This is a genomic window from Arthrobacter sp. Leaf69 (assembly GCF_001422645.1).
Lineage (GTDB): Bacteria > Actinomycetota > Actinomycetes > Actinomycetales > Micrococcaceae > Arthrobacter.
Window position 1 is genome coordinate 323,914 of record NZ_LMLR01000001.1, and the last position, 13,319, is coordinate 337,232.

At 64.1% G+C, this 13,319-nt stretch carries 20 protein-coding genes; 12 read left to right on the forward strand and 8 right to left on the reverse strand.

Features of this window, described 5'->3' with window-relative positions:
- Positions 1-6: 6 nt before the first annotated feature.
- Complete coding sequence (locus ASE96_RS01450) at positions 7-1,470, reverse strand: hypothetical protein (protein ID WP_056424982.1); 1,464 nt, start codon at positions 1,468-1,470, stop codon at positions 7-9.
- Between the two features lie 74 nt (positions 1,471-1,544).
- Here ASE96_RS01450 and ASE96_RS01455 point away from each other — a divergent pair, with 74 nt between their 5' ends.
- The 3 genes from ASE96_RS01455 to ASE96_RS01465 all read left to right on the forward strand — a co-directional run bounded on the left by ASE96_RS01455 (position 1,545) and on the right by ASE96_RS01465 (position 3,841).
- A complete protein-coding gene (locus ASE96_RS01455; RefSeq protein ID WP_156367471.1) occupies positions 1,545-2,258 on the forward strand; it encodes a hypothetical protein in 714 nt (237 codons plus the stop codon).
- 766 nt (positions 2,259-3,024) lie between these two features.
- Positions 3,025-3,477, forward strand: coding sequence for a DUF6325 family protein (locus ASE96_RS01460; protein ID WP_082492516.1), 453 nt, complete (start codon positions 3,025-3,027; stop codon positions 3,475-3,477).
- A gap of 91 nt (positions 3,478-3,568) precedes the next feature.
- Positions 3,569-3,841 carry an SHOCT domain-containing protein gene (locus ASE96_RS01465; protein ID WP_326951768.1) on the forward strand — a complete coding sequence of 91 codons (273 nt, stop codon included), beginning with the start codon at positions 3,569-3,571 and terminating at the stop codon, positions 3,839-3,841.
- Positions 3,842-3,938: 97 nt separating this feature from the next.
- Here the strand turns inward: ASE96_RS01465 and ASE96_RS01470 are convergent, their stop codons facing one another.
- Genes ASE96_RS01470 through ASE96_RS01480 form a run of 3 tightly spaced genes read right to left on the reverse strand, consistent with a single transcriptional unit; the run spans position 3,939 to position 5,101 of the window.
- Positions 3,939-4,436 carry an SRPBCC family protein gene (locus tag ASE96_RS01470; protein WP_056424994.1) on the reverse strand — a complete coding sequence of 166 codons (498 nt, stop codon included), beginning with the start codon at positions 4,434-4,436 and terminating at the stop codon, positions 3,939-3,941.
- Positions 4,437-4,449: 13 nt separating this feature from the next.
- On the reverse strand, positions 4,450-4,782 hold the full coding sequence (locus ASE96_RS01475; protein WP_056426548.1) for an ArsR/SmtB family transcription factor: 333 nt from the start codon (positions 4,780-4,782) through the stop codon (positions 4,450-4,452).
- 52 nt (positions 4,783-4,834) lie between these two features.
- Positions 4,835-5,101, reverse strand: a complete 267-nt coding sequence (locus ASE96_RS01480) for a hypothetical protein (RefSeq protein ID WP_056424997.1) — start codon at positions 5,099-5,101, stop codon at positions 4,835-4,837.
- 449 nt (positions 5,102-5,550) lie between these two features.
- On the opposite strand from ASE96_RS01480, the gene ASE96_RS01490 reads away from it, so the two are divergent.
- A complete protein-coding gene (locus tag ASE96_RS01490) occupies positions 5,551-5,862 on the forward strand; it encodes a hypothetical protein (protein WP_056425003.1) in 312 nt (103 codons plus the stop codon).
- Positions 5,863-5,901: 39 nt separating this feature from the next.
- Entirely contained in the window at positions 5,902-6,495 is a 594-nt protein-coding gene (locus tag ASE96_RS01495) for a DinB family protein (protein ID WP_056426551.1), read from the forward strand.
- A gap of 9 nt (positions 6,496-6,504) precedes the next feature.
- Here the strand turns inward: ASE96_RS01495 and ASE96_RS01500 are convergent, their stop codons facing one another.
- Positions 6,505-6,864: a VOC family protein gene (locus ASE96_RS01500; protein ID WP_056425006.1), complete on the reverse strand. Its 360-nt coding sequence runs from the start codon at positions 6,862-6,864 to the stop codon at positions 6,505-6,507.
- 121 nt (positions 6,865-6,985) lie between these two features.
- Here ASE96_RS01500 and ASE96_RS18705 point away from each other — a divergent pair, with 121 nt between their 5' ends.
- Both ASE96_RS18705 and ASE96_RS01505 read left to right on the forward strand, forming a co-directional pair.
- The gene (locus ASE96_RS18705; protein ID WP_082492518.1) at positions 6,986-7,162 is read left to right on the forward strand and encodes a DUF1059 domain-containing protein; all 177 of its coding nucleotides are present in this window, start codon (positions 6,986-6,988) and stop codon (positions 7,160-7,162) included.
- Positions 7,159-8,313: an EAL domain-containing protein gene (locus ASE96_RS01505; protein ID WP_082492519.1), complete on the forward strand. Its 1,155-nt coding sequence runs from the start codon at positions 7,159-7,161 to the stop codon at positions 8,311-8,313. The genes ASE96_RS18705 and ASE96_RS01505 overlap by 4 nt, the downstream gene beginning before the upstream one ends.
- A 5-nt stretch (positions 8,314-8,318) precedes the next feature.
- On the opposite strand, the gene ASE96_RS01510 is transcribed toward ASE96_RS01505, so the two are convergent.
- Positions 8,319-8,756, reverse strand: coding sequence for a DUF1810 domain-containing protein (locus ASE96_RS01510; RefSeq protein WP_056425012.1), 438 nt, complete (start codon positions 8,754-8,756; stop codon positions 8,319-8,321).
- Between the two features lie 33 nt (positions 8,757-8,789).
- The gene (locus ASE96_RS01515; RefSeq protein ID WP_156367472.1) at positions 8,790-9,419 is read right to left on the reverse strand and encodes a GAF and ANTAR domain-containing protein; all 630 of its coding nucleotides are present in this window, start codon (positions 9,417-9,419) and stop codon (positions 8,790-8,792) included.
- A 243-nt stretch (positions 9,420-9,662) separates the two neighbouring features.
- Between ASE96_RS01515 and ASE96_RS01520 the strand changes: the two genes are divergently transcribed.
- From ASE96_RS01520 to ASE96_RS01535, 4 genes are all read left to right on the forward strand, one after another.
- Positions 9,663-10,394 carry an MgtC/SapB family protein gene (locus ASE96_RS01520; protein ID WP_056425019.1) on the forward strand — a complete coding sequence of 244 codons (732 nt, stop codon included), beginning with the start codon at positions 9,663-9,665 and terminating at the stop codon, positions 10,392-10,394.
- Positions 10,395-10,471: 77 nt separating this feature from the next.
- Positions 10,472-11,095 carry a hypothetical protein gene (locus tag ASE96_RS01525; protein WP_056425022.1) on the forward strand — a complete coding sequence of 208 codons (624 nt, stop codon included), beginning with the start codon at positions 10,472-10,474 and terminating at the stop codon, positions 11,093-11,095.
- 19 nt (positions 11,096-11,114) lie between these two features.
- Positions 11,115-11,657, forward strand: coding sequence for a GNAT family N-acetyltransferase (locus tag ASE96_RS01530; protein ID WP_056425025.1), 543 nt, complete (start codon positions 11,115-11,117; stop codon positions 11,655-11,657).
- A gap of 51 nt (positions 11,658-11,708) precedes the next feature.
- On the forward strand, positions 11,709-12,113 hold the full coding sequence (locus ASE96_RS01535; protein ID WP_056425026.1) for a VOC family protein: 405 nt from the start codon (positions 11,709-11,711) through the stop codon (positions 12,111-12,113).
- A gap of 28 nt (positions 12,114-12,141) precedes the next feature.
- Here the strand turns inward: ASE96_RS01535 and ASE96_RS01540 are convergent, their stop codons facing one another.
- A complete protein-coding gene (locus tag ASE96_RS01540) occupies positions 12,142-12,630 on the reverse strand; it encodes a GNAT family N-acetyltransferase (protein WP_056426552.1) in 489 nt (162 codons plus the stop codon).
- A gap of 137 nt (positions 12,631-12,767) precedes the next feature.
- On the opposite strand from ASE96_RS01540, the gene ASE96_RS01545 reads away from it, so the two are divergent.
- Positions 12,768-13,313 carry an acyl-CoA thioesterase gene (locus ASE96_RS01545; RefSeq protein WP_056425029.1) on the forward strand — a complete coding sequence of 182 codons (546 nt, stop codon included), beginning with the start codon at positions 12,768-12,770 and terminating at the stop codon, positions 13,311-13,313.
- The last annotated feature ends 6 nt before the right edge of the window (positions 13,314-13,319 follow it).

A 13,319-nucleotide genomic window follows, 5' to 3' on the forward strand; every position in this document is an offset into this window, starting at 1 on the left:
TGCCCCCTACACCACGCCGGAATCAGCTTCGGTCGGCTCTTCTCGGAGGGGATTGTCTCTACCGGACGCAAACTCTTCGAAAGACATTCTTTCTGGCACGGATTTGATAGCAGACGTCTTCGAGACAATACTTTCGATCCCCAAGAACTCGTGCATTGCAGCCATACTTTCCAGCCACGGGGCAGGGATTTCCACCGACAACCGTTCACCTGTGGGCCACTGCAACGTTGTTCTGAGCTTAAAAGACCTTCCATCCCGGGCGCCGGGTTCAAGCTCAACCTTGAGCCCGGCATCGGCCAGCGCTCGTTCTACGTGTCCGGTGTTCATGGCCGCCATAATGACCAAACGGCCGTGCAAGATGTCCGAGATCGCCCTTTGCGGGATTTCGTAGACAGTGAAGGGCATGAGGAGCGGTGCATGGGCGTTGTCTTCTTCGATAGGGATAGCTCCGATCGTCAGGCTATTCCTGTCTCCCAGGTCATCTGAGAGAACGTGGCTCTGAATGTCTTCGACGAAGCGTGGGTCAGCTACGTCTTCCTTCACAACGCCGTTTGGGTTGAACCACAGCCCGTAGCCGATGAAATTGTCTACCGAGAAAAAAGCGTAACCGTTGCTGCGGGCATGACGGATCGCTTTGCGAAGCTCGGCCCAGTGGTGGTGGTCTTCCACATCTGACACGAGAGAGAGGTGTGAGGAGCCATCAATCTTTGTCAACTTGTGGTCTTCCGCCGTCCTATGAGCCACAGCCTTGACCATACGGTTGAACTGCTTGTCTAAACGGCGGTCCTCCCGCCGCGGCTTACGTTCGGGATTTTCCAACTCTTCTGCACGGAAAGTACCCAATTCCAATACGGCCTGACGGGCAATGGGCGGAAAGGGTTCGGTTCCGATCGCTGTCACCTGCAACGAGACATTCTCTTTGCCCTTGTCGTCCACACTCGCGTCCAAGCGGCTGGTCTTGACTTCGATGGTTCGGAACAGTTTATCGGCGGCGCCGTCCCCAAAGGAGAGGAAGGTGATGTCACCTATTCGTAGACAATCTGTGATGTCGTGAATTATCGGTAGACCGAAACCGCTCTGCAGCAACTTCATGGCTGTCACTGACACGCCCCGGCTTCCGTCGTCTTCTTCAGACGACAAAGGCACACGGCTGTTCGTTGTCAAAGCGCGGATCGTCTTCCTGTCGAAAAGGAGGACCATCCAAGCCAACCCGTCTCCAAGCCTCCGGGAGTGCCACCGGATCACCTGAAGATCTCGGAGATGGGCAAGCTGCTTCTTGTCTTTCCGAGCTTTGACTTTCGTCTCGGTGATGGCCCGCTGCACGTCGCGTTGTAGTGCAGCGATTTTTTCTTGGTACGGCGAGAACTCCTCGAGCCCATCGGATAGGAACTTCCGTCTGTTGAGCTTAGTAATCAAGTGTTCAATGCGGCGCAAGAGTGTACGAGCCCTGCGCTCTTCGATATCCCCCATGCATACATCATCTCGCACCTGACGGACGACCAGTCGCTTGAGCTGCGGTGCTAAGTCAGTGGCAGTATGACTGCGTGACCGAAGAGCAAATTTTATATACCTTCCAAGCTGTGAGACGTGCCGAGAGCGGGGAGCTTTTGGCTCGTCCGATCCGCCAGTTGTCAGAGCAAGAGTTTGAGGAAACACGGACGGCCATCTACCGGCTGGAGAACTATCTGACCGGGTTTGATGCTTACATCTGGCGGGCCCTGGAGGACCTGAGAGCCACCGCAGAGAAAGCGCGGACACAGTTCGCGGAGAAGGGAAGCAGCTTTAGCCCCGGTCCTGTCGTTAGCGAGCTGGAGCTACGGATAATAAACGTCTGCGCGGTCGTAAAGATGTACGCCGAGCACGTCATAGTCCGGCTCGGCGAGATGTATGGGAAAGAGTCGACGGAACGCGGCGACGTGAAAGCGCTATTTTCCCAGCTGTACGATTCCAGCCTGCCCTACAGGGTGAGCAACCACCTGAGGAATGCGCTGGTACACGGATCCCCGGCTGAACTGATGCAAACGACCTTGCACACCAGCCTGCCCGAGTCCGGGCAACCTGTCACAACAGTTGAAGTGCGGCTATCCCGTGACGGTTTCCGGAAACACGCTCAGAATGCGAAGGTCCGCGATGAAGTAGTCGCGCTTTCCGAAGAACTGGAGCTGATCGCCACTGTCACTGACACGGCCACGGGAACGATGGCCCTCCACGAAGACATAATGCACCTGCTCAGCCCCGGAGTGGTGTGCCCGCGATGAAGCTGTTGGCACGTCTATTTGAGGAAGCTGACGCGGTGCTTGTGGAGGACGAATGGCCCGGCTTCTTTGAAGTATCTCCGTCTGCGCCTGAAGGTTCGAGGATCAGGCCGCTTCCATTGCCGGAAAGCGTCTCCAGATTTGTCAGGGACTTCCTCGACACTCAGCCGGCGGATTGATGGGGAATTGTCGGGGAAGAGGCGTTTGTGGGGGATAACAGCTGACAAATAGAGCGGCTTGCGTCCGGGAGAATCCCTGACTGCAAGCCGCTCTAGGGCACTTCTGATAGCTGCTGCTAACTCGGCTGTGACAACTGTAAATCAGCTGGCAACGCCTACGGGGGTTCGAATCCCTCATCTGCCACCCTTGGAGAAGCCTCCGGAACCAACAGGTTCCGGAGGCTTTTTCTTTGCCCTCCGGAGGGTTGCGCGGGCAGGTTTTCGGGGGCAGGTGCCGACGCGAGGGCAGGTCCGGGCGGATCGGCGTCGCGCATTCGCCCTGATCTGCCCGCGGGCTGCGGGAAATCCGCCGGGGCGCGTGGGCCTCCGGCGCGGCACGCAACCGGCGTTGGGCTCACCCGAAAGGGATGATGCGGGGCCTCCTCGGAAGAGCTGAAGTGGTCTCAAGAATCCCCTGGGCATCGAAGCGTAGTTGCCGGCCGCCCGCCGTCGGAATCATCCGACGCGGGTGGTGACCGACAGGCGGGCGGCGTCCCACACTTAGACGAGCGTGCCGGACAGTGCGCTCGAAACAGAACGGAGGAATGCCAGTGACAACCACACCGGAGACCGAGGCCCACGGGCCGGTCGACTTTGTGCTCCTCGAGTTCCCCATGGCTGGACTGACGGGGCGGGCCAGTGAAGAACTGATACGGCTCGTTGAGCAGGGTGTGATCCGGCTCTTCGATCTCCTTGTCGTGATGAAAAACGAGGACGGCGCCGTCGAGGTTCTCGAGCTCACTGATCCAGGCGGTCCCGCAGAGTCGTTCTCCTACTTTGACGGCGCGCAGAGCGGGCTTCTCGGCGAAGAGGAAATCGCCGAGGCAGCTGACGCGATCCTTCCCGGAAGTGTCGCCGCGCTGATTGTCTACGAGAACATCTGGGCGGCACCCTTCGTGGCGGCCGTACGCGACGGCGGGGGCGAGCTCGTCGCGAGCACGCGGATCCCTGCGCCGGACGTGATGGCAGCCCTCGAGGCCCTCGACGCCCCGCCCGTGGCCTGACACACATAAAACGCGATGCGAGAGGAGACGAATTATGGGATTACTCAGGGGTATGGCACGGACAGCGGTGGTAGCCGGCACAGCATCTGCCGTGAGCGGCCGCGTCCAGCGACGGCAGGCTAACAAGTTCGCCGAGAAGGACGCCGCGACGGCGGCCAAGCAGCAGGAGGCCTACGACGCGCAGATGGCCCAGCAGCAGCCCGCGTATCAAGAACCTGCGTACCAGCCGCCGCCACCGCCCGCAGCCGGGGGAATCTCCAACGAAGCAATCGAGCAGCTCAAAGAGCTTGCTGCGCTGAAAGAGCAGGGGATTCTCACGGAACAGGAGTTCGGGGTGCAGAAGGCGAAGATCCTCGGCGGGTAGTACCGGCGGGCCTTTGATGCGAAAAACACCCCCGTACGTGCCGGCGAAGGCACCTACGGGGGTGTTCTCGGGCGGATCTGATGCGGACCGATTGCGGTCAGCGGACCTCGGATCCGGCCAGGATGGCGTCGATCTGACCGAGGGCCTGCTTCATCCCCTCTTCCATGCCCATGGCGAGAACCTTCTCCAGCGCATCTGCGGAGTCGAAGGTGGACACCATGGTCATCCGCGTGCGGTTGCCGACTGCCTTAAGCCGCATCACGGCATGACTGGTGCCCATCGCGGGGATCGGATCGCCGTTCTCGTCGGCGAAACCGTCGTCGAACTCCAGGCGGTGGGGAGCCTCGATGGCGGTGAACCGCCACCAGCCCCGGCTCTTCTCGCCGTCGGGCCCGGTCATGTAATAGCTGGCCTTCCCTCCGGACACGAAGTCGTGGCCATCGAAGGTCGCGGGCCAGGTGGGCGGCCCCCACCAGCGCTCGAGCTGGCGCGGGTCTTCCCAGACCTGCCAGACGCGCTCGACGCCGGCGTCGAACTCGGCGATGACGGTGAAGCTCAGGGTCTCGGCGTTTTTCTGCGAACTGATAACGGTCATGGCTGGTCTCTCCCTATCCCTCTGCGAGAATGTCTGCGATCCGGTCAGCGCGCTGCCGCCAGATCGTTTCGTACTCATCGAGCAGCCGTCGAGCTCGCTGTAGGCCATCGTGGTGCGCCCGCACGATCTGCTCCCGTCCGCGCTTCTCCTTCGTGACGAGGGAGGCGCGCTCCAATACCGCCACGTGTTTCTGTACGGCGGCGAAACTCATGGCGTAGTGCTCCGCCAGCATTGACACGGAGTATTCGCCAGCCGTCACCCGGGCGACGATGTCCCGGCGGGTGGCATCGGCGAACGCCTGGAACAGGCGGTCAAGATCGACATCCCTCAACTCATCTACAACCATTTGGTTGTACGATAGGCCGCCCGTCACGCGGTGTCAAGGGCTCGCCGGGCGGCTACTTGGCCATGCCGGGGTGCACCGCGACGAACTCGATCTTGGTGGAAGGCTGGACCGTCTTTTTCGGTGCCCGGGAGTATCCCTTGGCGTCCAGGTGATTTTCTGCCCGGTAGACGGCCAGGGCTTCGTCATAGATCGCGTTGAGCTGCTCGCCGGAGAACTCCTCCGAGGACCCGTCGTTGAAGGTGACGGAAATGACCGTGCTGCCGGGGAAGTGCCTCTTCATGCGGATGAAGCCTTCGGCGTCCTGCTGGAGACTGATCAATGTGGTCCTGCCTTTGCGATCGGGGACTTCCAGTCTCCCGTACGTTTGTCGAGTTGGCCTGCAGGGCATGCGTGCTCGCGCGGAAGGCCCCTCGTGGAGGAGCCTTCCGTCGATTTCCGGGCTAAACCCTCTCGCGGGTTTGGTCGGCCTGCGCCGGCTCCTCGACCGTAAATTCCCTGCTGCGGCGGGGGAAAGCCCAGAACTTGAAGTCAGGCCTTTTCGCCCGGGGTTCCGGACGCGCAGTTGTTTCTTTTGGTTCCTTTGCTTCATCCTTCTTGATGTCCCGCCGGAATTCCTTGTTGTACTGATAGCACATCACTGACCTCCTTATCGTGACTGCCCCTTAATCCTCCTCCGCATCGAGCCGCGCGTCGATACCTTGCCTCCTCTTCCGCTTTGGCCGGGGAACCGGTTTACTGAACCCTGACAGACACAATGGAGGGGGAACCATGAAGTCCAAAGGAACGTGGCAGATCGCGGTGGGGAGAGTTGCCCTGGCCGCAACTCTTGTTGTCCTGCCAACGCCGCTTTTTCACGTGGCTTCCGGCAGTGCCGATGCCGGCGCGACCGGTCTATTCGTTGTCGGACTGGCGCTGCTGGCAGGCGGACTGGGATTCCTCGGCTACGGGCTGCGCCGGCGTTCCCGCGAGCTGAACACGGCACGGAGCTATGCCACCAGGGAGCCGTCCTCCCTGGACGAGGACCGCCCCGTCAACCCGTATGAGCTTCCCAAGTCGTACGGCGCGGTCCCTCCGCTGTAAGGTCCGGGGCCCGCGGAGTGCTCCGATATAGTGCGTTTCATGGATGACAAAGCGATTCTGCACAGCTATCTGCGCACGCGGCGCGCCGACCTGCTCGGCAAGCTCGACGGGCTCAGCGAATACGACGCCCGCCGGCCGATGACTCCGACAGGCACCAACCTCCTGGGCCTGGTCAAGCACGTGGCAAGCGTCGAACTCGGCTACCTTGGCGACGTCTTCGGCAGGCCGAGCGGTGTGGAGCTGCCGTGGTTCGCTGATGGCGCCGCACCGGACGCCGACCTGTGGGTGGCCGCGGACGAAACCCGGGAACAGATCATCGAACTGCACCGGCTCTCGGCCGCGCACGCTGATGCGACGATCGACGCGCTCCCGCTCGACGCCCCCGGCGAGGTCCCTTGGTGGGCGGGGGAGCGGCGGCACGTGACCCTGCAGCAGATCCTGGTGCACCTGTGCGTCGAGACGGCCCAGCACCTGGGCCACGCCGATATCCTGCGCGAACTCATCGACGGGACGGCCGGCCAGCGGCCCGGCGACCCTAATCTCTCGCAGCGGACCCCGGCCGAATGGGCCGGACACTGCGCCACCATCGAAGCGGCGGCCCGGCAGGCTTCGATGGCAGGGGACCGGCCCTAGCCTGGCGTGCTACCGTCCGGCGGTGTCCACGACACAGAAGCGGTTGCCCTCGGGATCGGCCAGGATGACGTAGTCCGCGTCCGCGGGACGCTTGCTCCATTCCACGCGGCTCGCGCCCAGTCGCAGGAGCCGTTCCACGTCGTGCGTCTGCTGGCCGGAATAGAGGTCGAGGTGGATGCGGGGCGGGACGTGGACCTTCGCCGGGACGCGGTCCAGGGAGATGTTCGGGCCCGCCCCATCCCTCGGCTCAAGGACAACGAAGTCTTCTTCGGGAGGCCGCCGCGGCACATAGTCCAAAGCGGCCGTCCAGAAGTCCAGTTGGCGCTGGAGGTCATCGACACGGATGACGATGGAGCCAATCCTGATCATGCAGCCAAACTACACCGTGCAAGCGGCCCGAAACACCCGGAGGCCGTTGGCTAATATCGCCGAATTCCAGCGAGTGGCGCAGTAGGGTGGTGCAGTTCGCCGTCGAATATAAGGAGCCTTAGTGAAATCGTTTGCATGTGGTGATGTAGTGCCCGGTTGTGAAGCCAAATGGGTTTGCAGCACGGAAGATGAAATCCTGGTCAACGTCGCCGCCCACGCCGCGTCCGCGCACGGCCTGGTGGATCTGCCGACCGAAGTGGTCCAGTCGGTGCACAAAGCAATCGTTCCGGTTAGTTGAGCAGTCCCGCGGCAGGCGGGTCCGTCCCCGGCGCTGGTACTTCTGTGGGCCCGGACTGGGACGAACTCCTGGCGGCCGCCTGCCGCGGTGAAGGCCTCGCCGCGGCCTACCAGCCGATCGTCGACACGTCGCGTGGCACGGTGGTGGGCTACGAAGCGCTGGCACGCTTCCCCGGCTATTCCGAGAAGAACCCCGAAGTGTGGTTCTCCGCGGCCCGGAGCCACGGGAAATCCGCGGAGTTGGAATCGGCCGCCCTGCGGACTGCTCTGGCAGCCCGCTCCACCCTGCCTCCCAACTGCTTCCTGACCCTCAACGTCTCACCCGAACTGCTGTCCACCGAGGAAATCCGGAGCGTCTGGCGGAACGAGGGGAACCTGGGCGGGATCGTCGTCGAACTCACCGAGCAGACCCCCATCGATTCCTACGTTGGGCTGGAACCGGACCTGAACCAGTTGCGTGCCGCAGGGGCGCTGATCGCCGTCGACGACGCCGGGGCCGGCTATGCGGGACTGCGGCACTTGCTGGCGCTGCGACCCTCGCTGATCAAGATCGACCGTGAACTGATCCAGGATGTGGACCGCGACGAAGCCAAACGCGCCCTGATCGAGATGCTCGGCACTTTTGCGGGCCGGGTCGATGCGTGGATCCTGGCCGAGGGGGTGGAGCGCGTGGAGGAACTGGACGCCCTGGTTTCCCTTGGCGTGCCGCTGGTGCAGGGTTACTACCTGGCCAGGCCCGCGCCGTCGTGGGCCGGCATTGACCTGGACCTGGCGCACCGTCTCGCATCGAAACCGCCGGTGACCCATAAGGCCGTCATCCGTGACGTCCTCGAATCCGCGACGACGGCCACCACCGCCGCGCTCGCCGCGGAAGCCTTTGCCACAAGCCCGGCGCTTCAGTCGGTGGTGCTGATCGGAGACCACCTCCGCCCGGTTTGTGTGCTGGACCCGGTGGCCGCGGGCTTGGGCATGGTGAGCCCCGGGATGCGCGTGAATCTGGACACTCCGCTGAGCGAAGCGCTGGCCCGGTCCATGACTCGGGCCACCTCCAGCCGTTTTGAGCCCCTTTTGGTGACGGACAACGCCGGCCGCTACGCCGGCGTCGCCCGCATGGAACGGATGATCACGGCGCTGGCGGCGCCGGGCGCGTAATCCGGTCAGCCCCGCCCGGCGAGAAGCCGCTCCGTGGCCGCATCGGGCAGCCCTTCGAAGTACTTCGCCAGGACCGCGCGGAAGACGGGCTGCTGCGGGTCCGCCCTGAGGAAGAGAGTCATCGAGGAATGCAACTTCCGCTCGTCGATGCCACCCAAAATCTGCCCCGCAGTGCGGCCTTCGAGCCCGGCCACCACTTCAGCGCATTCGACCAGCCGCGGACCCAGCACCGGGTGCCCGAGGTAGGATCGCGCCTCATCAATGGACGTGACGGCATATTTCCGGGCCGTGGGGCTTTGCCCGAGCCCGGCGAGCTGAGGGAACACGAACCACATCCAGTGGCTGCGCTTGGCACCGCCCCGGAGTTCGTCGAGGGCCTGCCGGTACGTTCCGCCCGCGTCCTGGGCAAGGATGAACCGTTCCAGGTCGTAGGGATCTTCCATGGTGACCTCCTGTTTCTGATTGCCGCCGGGGCGTTACTCCTCGAAGCGTGCGGTGAAGTCGGTATCGCCGGCGATGGAGGCCACGACTCCTGCCGCGACGTCGCGGATCTTCAGGTTCCTGTTGTTGGAGGTGTTGCGGAGGATTTTGAAAGCGGCGTCCCTGCCGCACCGGTTCTGGGCCATGATCGCTCCGATTGCCATGTCGATGATGGTCCGCGACTGCATGGCGGCGGACAGGTCCCGACGCGATTCCCGGAGCTGTGAGATCCGGAGCGCCAGGAGCAGTGCCCGCGAGGCGTCGTCGGCGAACCGGTGCGCGGCCGCGAGGTCTTCGCCCGAGAAAGCCCCGGCCCGCGGCGAATAGAGGTTGACGACGGCGGAGTCCTCACCGTCGAGCTCAAGCGGGATCCGAACCTTGCTGACGGAGCCCTCTCCGCTGCTGCCCACAGCTGAGGAGGGCTGCTTCCGACGGTTGATGGTGATCCCGCAGGAAACTTCGCGTTCCGGGCGGGACAGCTCTCCCGCCGTCAGGCTGGCCAACTCGGCCAGGAAATCGGCGACGTCGGCTCCTGTCTCGGTGCTGTCCAGCACGAGATCCAGCAGAGTGCTGACAGCGTCGCGGATGTTTTGCGACGTCGACGAAATGGCATTGTTCTCATGCATGGCGGCCCCCAAGTCCTCACCGCACCGCATTGCAAGGTCGGCGGCGTTCTCCGATCCTATGGCGGGGGCACCTCCGAAGGAAGAGAACCTTCAGGGTATCGGCGGCGACGGGCTAACGCCGTCCCGGCAACGGTCTGAAAAAGTGTCCGACGACGACCGGCGGCGGCCTTGCTAAAGTCGGCACTAGAGGCAGTGATCTCCGGCCGGGCGCCACAGACTGACCGGCCAAGGAAGGCGGGCGGCATGTTCTTCTTCACTGACACAAGCCTGGTGGAAGCGGGCCTTCTGCTCGCAACGTTCGTGTTGTGTTCCCTGATCGGCATCGAGCGGCAGGTCCGGCAGAAGAGCGCGGGATACCGGACCCACGTGCTGGTCGGACTTGGCTCGTGCGCCTTCACGCTGGTGTCCGCCTACGGGTTCGCGTTCGTTATGGAGCCCGGGGCCGTCCTGGACCCGTCCCGCATCGCGGCCCAGATCGTCAGCGGGATCGGCTTCCTGGGCGCCGGCGTCATCTTCAAGGGCCGGGACGTTGTCCGCGGGCTCACGACGGCCGCCACCATCTGGGTCTCCGCCGCGGTGGGCATGGCCTGCGGGGCGGGCATGGTTTCGCTGGGCGTGGTGCTGACCATTTTCCACCTCATCACACTGTTCGTGATTGCCCCGGCCGTCCGCAAAATCCCCTCCGTGGACAGGAACCGGGTCATGCACATCGACTACGCCGATGGCCAGGGCGTGTTGCGGCAGATCCTCGAAATCGCCACCACCATGGGGTTCAGTTCCTCGATTCTGCGTACCCGGAGGACAGGGGATGAGCAGAAACCGATGGTCTCGATGGAGGTGAGGTTCTTCGGACGTCATCCGCTGCGCAACCTCGTTATGCCCCTCATGGACCTGCACGGCGTCGCCAGCGTCACTGTCCGGGGTACGGATTCGAGCGAGGACGACGACGATGATGACGACGACGACGAATCCTGAGCCGCTGGACCGAGTCCGAGGCGGCGTCTCGGGCTTGGTGCGCCGTGCGTGGGTTGACGATGGTGCAAGGATGAGGCATGTCCTTCTTTGACGAACTTCCGGTGCCGCCGGAGCGGCCGCGGCAGCCCAAATTTGTGGTTCCCCCGTGGGCGGCACCGCCGTCGGATGAACTTCCCGCCGTCGTCGGTGTCGGCCAGTTCCTCCGGCGCACTCCGCAGATGGTGATGGCGGTGACGAGCGCGGAGGTGTACTCCACCGGCTGCGTGCTCGAACTCGTGTGGACGGTCCGCCGGGGAACCGAAACCGACGCCGAATGGGCGGCCTTGTGCGAGCGGTGCTTCAACCGAGCCTCCTTCCGCGCTGGCCCGCACGGCGGCGGCGGGGGACTCCGGCTCGGCGTGGCCTTCCCCGACGGGCGGAAAGCCACGGCGGACGAGTGGCCGAACTGGGGCATCGAACCTGCTGACCCGGGTCCGGGACCGGTGCTGACGACGGCCGGGGGCGGAAGCGGATCGGGCAGCGACGACGAGGCCAATTCCTCCACAAAGTTCTGGCTATGGCCCTTGCCGCCGCTCGGCGAGCTGCGTATCGTCGCGCAGTGGACGGACCTCGGCATGGCGCAGGAGTCCATGGCGGTAAATGGTGACGAATTGGCCTCGGCCGCGGAGCGGGTCCAGCCGTACTGGCTCACGCCAGGTTGAGCTGGCGCGGAGCATTCAGATGACGGGTAAGAGCACGCCCCTGGCCGGCAGCGTCCGGATCCGGATCCTCAGAGCCTCCGACCCGGAACTTATGTGCGCCGCCTACCTGCGAAACCGCGACCACCTGGCGCCCTGGGAGCCGCTGCGGGCCGAGGAGTTTTTCACCGTTGACGGTCAGATGGTGAGCGTTCAGTCCAAGCTCGCCCTGTTCATCGCCGGCTCTGATGTTCCGTGGGTCCTGACGGACGGCGAGGCGATTGTGGGGCTGATGACCCTCAGCGGCATCGTCCGGGGACCGTTCCTCAGCGCCCACCTCGGATACTGGGTGGACAAGGACTACACGGGGCGCGGGCTCGGCTCGGCAGCGGTGGCTTTCGCCGTCGACGAGGCCCGGGACGAGCTGGGCCTGCACAGGTTGCAGGCCGCGACCCTCCAGCACAATGCCGCCTCACAGAAGATCCTCAGACGCTCCGGTTTCACGGAGATCGGCATAGCCCCGGCCTACCTCAAAATTGCCGGAGGCTGGCAGGACCACGTCCTCTTGCAGCGGATTTTGTACTGAGGCACGGCCACCCGCCAAACCCAGTGTCCTCAGCCGTGCGAGACTCTCCTGGTGACTGATGAAACCCTCGGGGCCCTGCACCACGTCGAGCTATGGGTGCCGCATCTTGGCCGTGCCAAGGACGAATGGGGCTGGCTGCTGGCCTGCTTGGGCTATCAGCCCTACCAGGGCTGGCCGGACGGGTGCAGCTGGCGGCGGGGGACCACCTACATCGTCGTCGAGGAATCCCCGGCCCTGAGCAGCCGGACGCACGACCGCACCGCGCCCGGGCTCAACCACCTGGCATTCAACGCGGGGACCAGGCAGCAGGTGGACGCACTGGCGGCAGCCGCCGTCGGGCGTGGCTGGCGCGAACTTTTCCCGGAGAAGTATCCGCACGCCGGCGGCCCGGACCACTTCGCCGCCTACCTGGTGAATTCGGACGGCTTTGAAGCCGAACTGATCGCCACAGACTGAGCTGCGCCCGCGAGGCCCCGCGGACTGCTCAGCGCACCATCCGCAGGATCGGGACCGCCGTCCCTACCAGTTCATGCGCCGATGTGGCGCCGTCAGGGACAAAACCGTTGCGCCGGTAGAACGCGAAGGCACGAGGATTCTCTGCGGCGATCCAGAGATACGCGCCGCCGCTGCCCACGGCTGCGTCCAGCAGCAATTGCCCCGCCCCCGAGCCGTACTCACTGGCGAGCACATAGATCCCGTTCAGCTCCCTGGGCCGGGGCGAGTCGTCGTCACGCCCGGCGCCGGCGCTCGCCCAGCCGACGATGTCCGTCCCGCGGCAGGCCACCCAGACGTCTGAGGCGGCAGCGGCAATGATCTTGCGCCACCTGTCCTCCCGCGGACCCTGCTCCAACCCGGCAAGGGAGGCCGCCGGCAGCAGGTGGGCATAGCTCTCACGCCAGGCCTGGATGTGCACGCGCGCAATGCCGGCGGCGTCGTCCAGTTCGGCGGCCCTGAAGGTCAGGTCTGTGGTCATCCGGACAGCGTAATACTGAATAGCGCCCACGAGGCCGCGTCGCGGGACCGGCAACTGCTGGCTCGTCCACGGAACCGGACACAAAACCGCAGTTTCCATCCTTGGCAGCGTTGTTACCCACGGGTAACATATTGCCCATGCATCTGCTTCTCCGCACGCTTCTCCTGCTCTTCACGTCCTCGCGCCGTTCGCCGCTGAGCATCTGGGACACGTCGTCACTTCCGCTGAAGGTCCTGCCGACTGACATCGACATTGCGATGCATGTCAACAACGGCATGTATTTCTCCCTGATGGATCTGGGCCGGTTCGATCTGATGGCCCGCAGCGGAACCTGGAGGGCCATGCGCCGCCGGGGATGGAGCCCGGTGGCGGCCGGGGAAACCATCGCCTTTCGACGTTCGCTGCAGTTGTGGCAGCGGTACACGATCGAAACGAAGATCATCGGCCTCGACGAGAAGGCCATCTATTTCGAGCAGCGCATGGTGGTGGACGGGGAAATCTACGCCCGCGCATTCATCGCTACCCGCCTGGTCAGCAAGGGCAAGCCGGTCAGCCAGGAGGAGATCATCCGTGAGTTCGGGGCGCCTCCGGCGGACCTCGAACTGCCCGAATGGATCCACGAATGGCGGGAAACCAACGCCCTGCCCGGGGCGCGGCGCCCGGCGCCGCACGTCTGGGCCTGAGACGGC

Coding starts and splice junctions, on each gene's coding strand:
- ASE96_RS01450 (WP_056424982.1), bottom strand. CDS start 1,470: ATGGGGGATATCGAAGAGCGCAGGGCTCGTACACTCTTGCGCCGCATT.
- ASE96_RS01470 (WP_056424994.1), bottom strand. CDS start 4,436: ATGACCGTTATCAGTTCGCAGAAAAACGCCGAGACCCTGAGCTTCACC.
- ASE96_RS01475 (WP_056426548.1), bottom strand. CDS start 4,782: ATGGTTGTAGATGAGTTGAGGGATGTCGATCTTGACCGCCTGTTCCAG.
- ASE96_RS01490 (WP_056425003.1), top strand. CDS start 5,551: ATGAAGTCCAAAGGAACGTGGCAGATCGCGGTGGGGAGAGTTGCCCTG.
- ASE96_RS01495 (WP_056426551.1), top strand. CDS start 5,902: ATGGATGACAAAGCGATTCTGCACAGCTATCTGCGCACGCGGCGCGCC.
- ASE96_RS01500 (WP_056425006.1), bottom strand. CDS start 6,864: ATGATCAGGATTGGCTCCATCGTCATCCGTGTCGATGACCTCCAGCGC.
- ASE96_RS01510 (WP_056425012.1), bottom strand. CDS start 8,756: ATGGAAGATCCCTACGACCTGGAACGGTTCATCCTTGCCCAGGACGCG.
- ASE96_RS01515 (WP_156367472.1), bottom strand. CDS start 9,419: ATGCATGAGAACAATGCCATTTCGTCGACGTCGCAAAACATCCGCGAC.
- ASE96_RS01520 (WP_056425019.1), top strand. CDS start 9,663: ATGTTCTTCTTCACTGACACAAGCCTGGTGGAAGCGGGCCTTCTGCTC.
- ASE96_RS01525 (WP_056425022.1), top strand. CDS start 10,472: ATGTCCTTCTTTGACGAACTTCCGGTGCCGCCGGAGCGGCCGCGGCAG.
- ASE96_RS01530 (WP_056425025.1), top strand. CDS start 11,115: ATGACGGGTAAGAGCACGCCCCTGGCCGGCAGCGTCCGGATCCGGATC.
- ASE96_RS01540 (WP_056426552.1), bottom strand. CDS start 12,630: ATGACCACAGACCTGACCTTCAGGGCCGCCGAACTGGACGACGCCGCC.
- ASE96_RS01545 (WP_056425029.1), top strand. CDS start 12,768: ATGCATCTGCTTCTCCGCACGCTTCTCCTGCTCTTCACGTCCTCGCGC.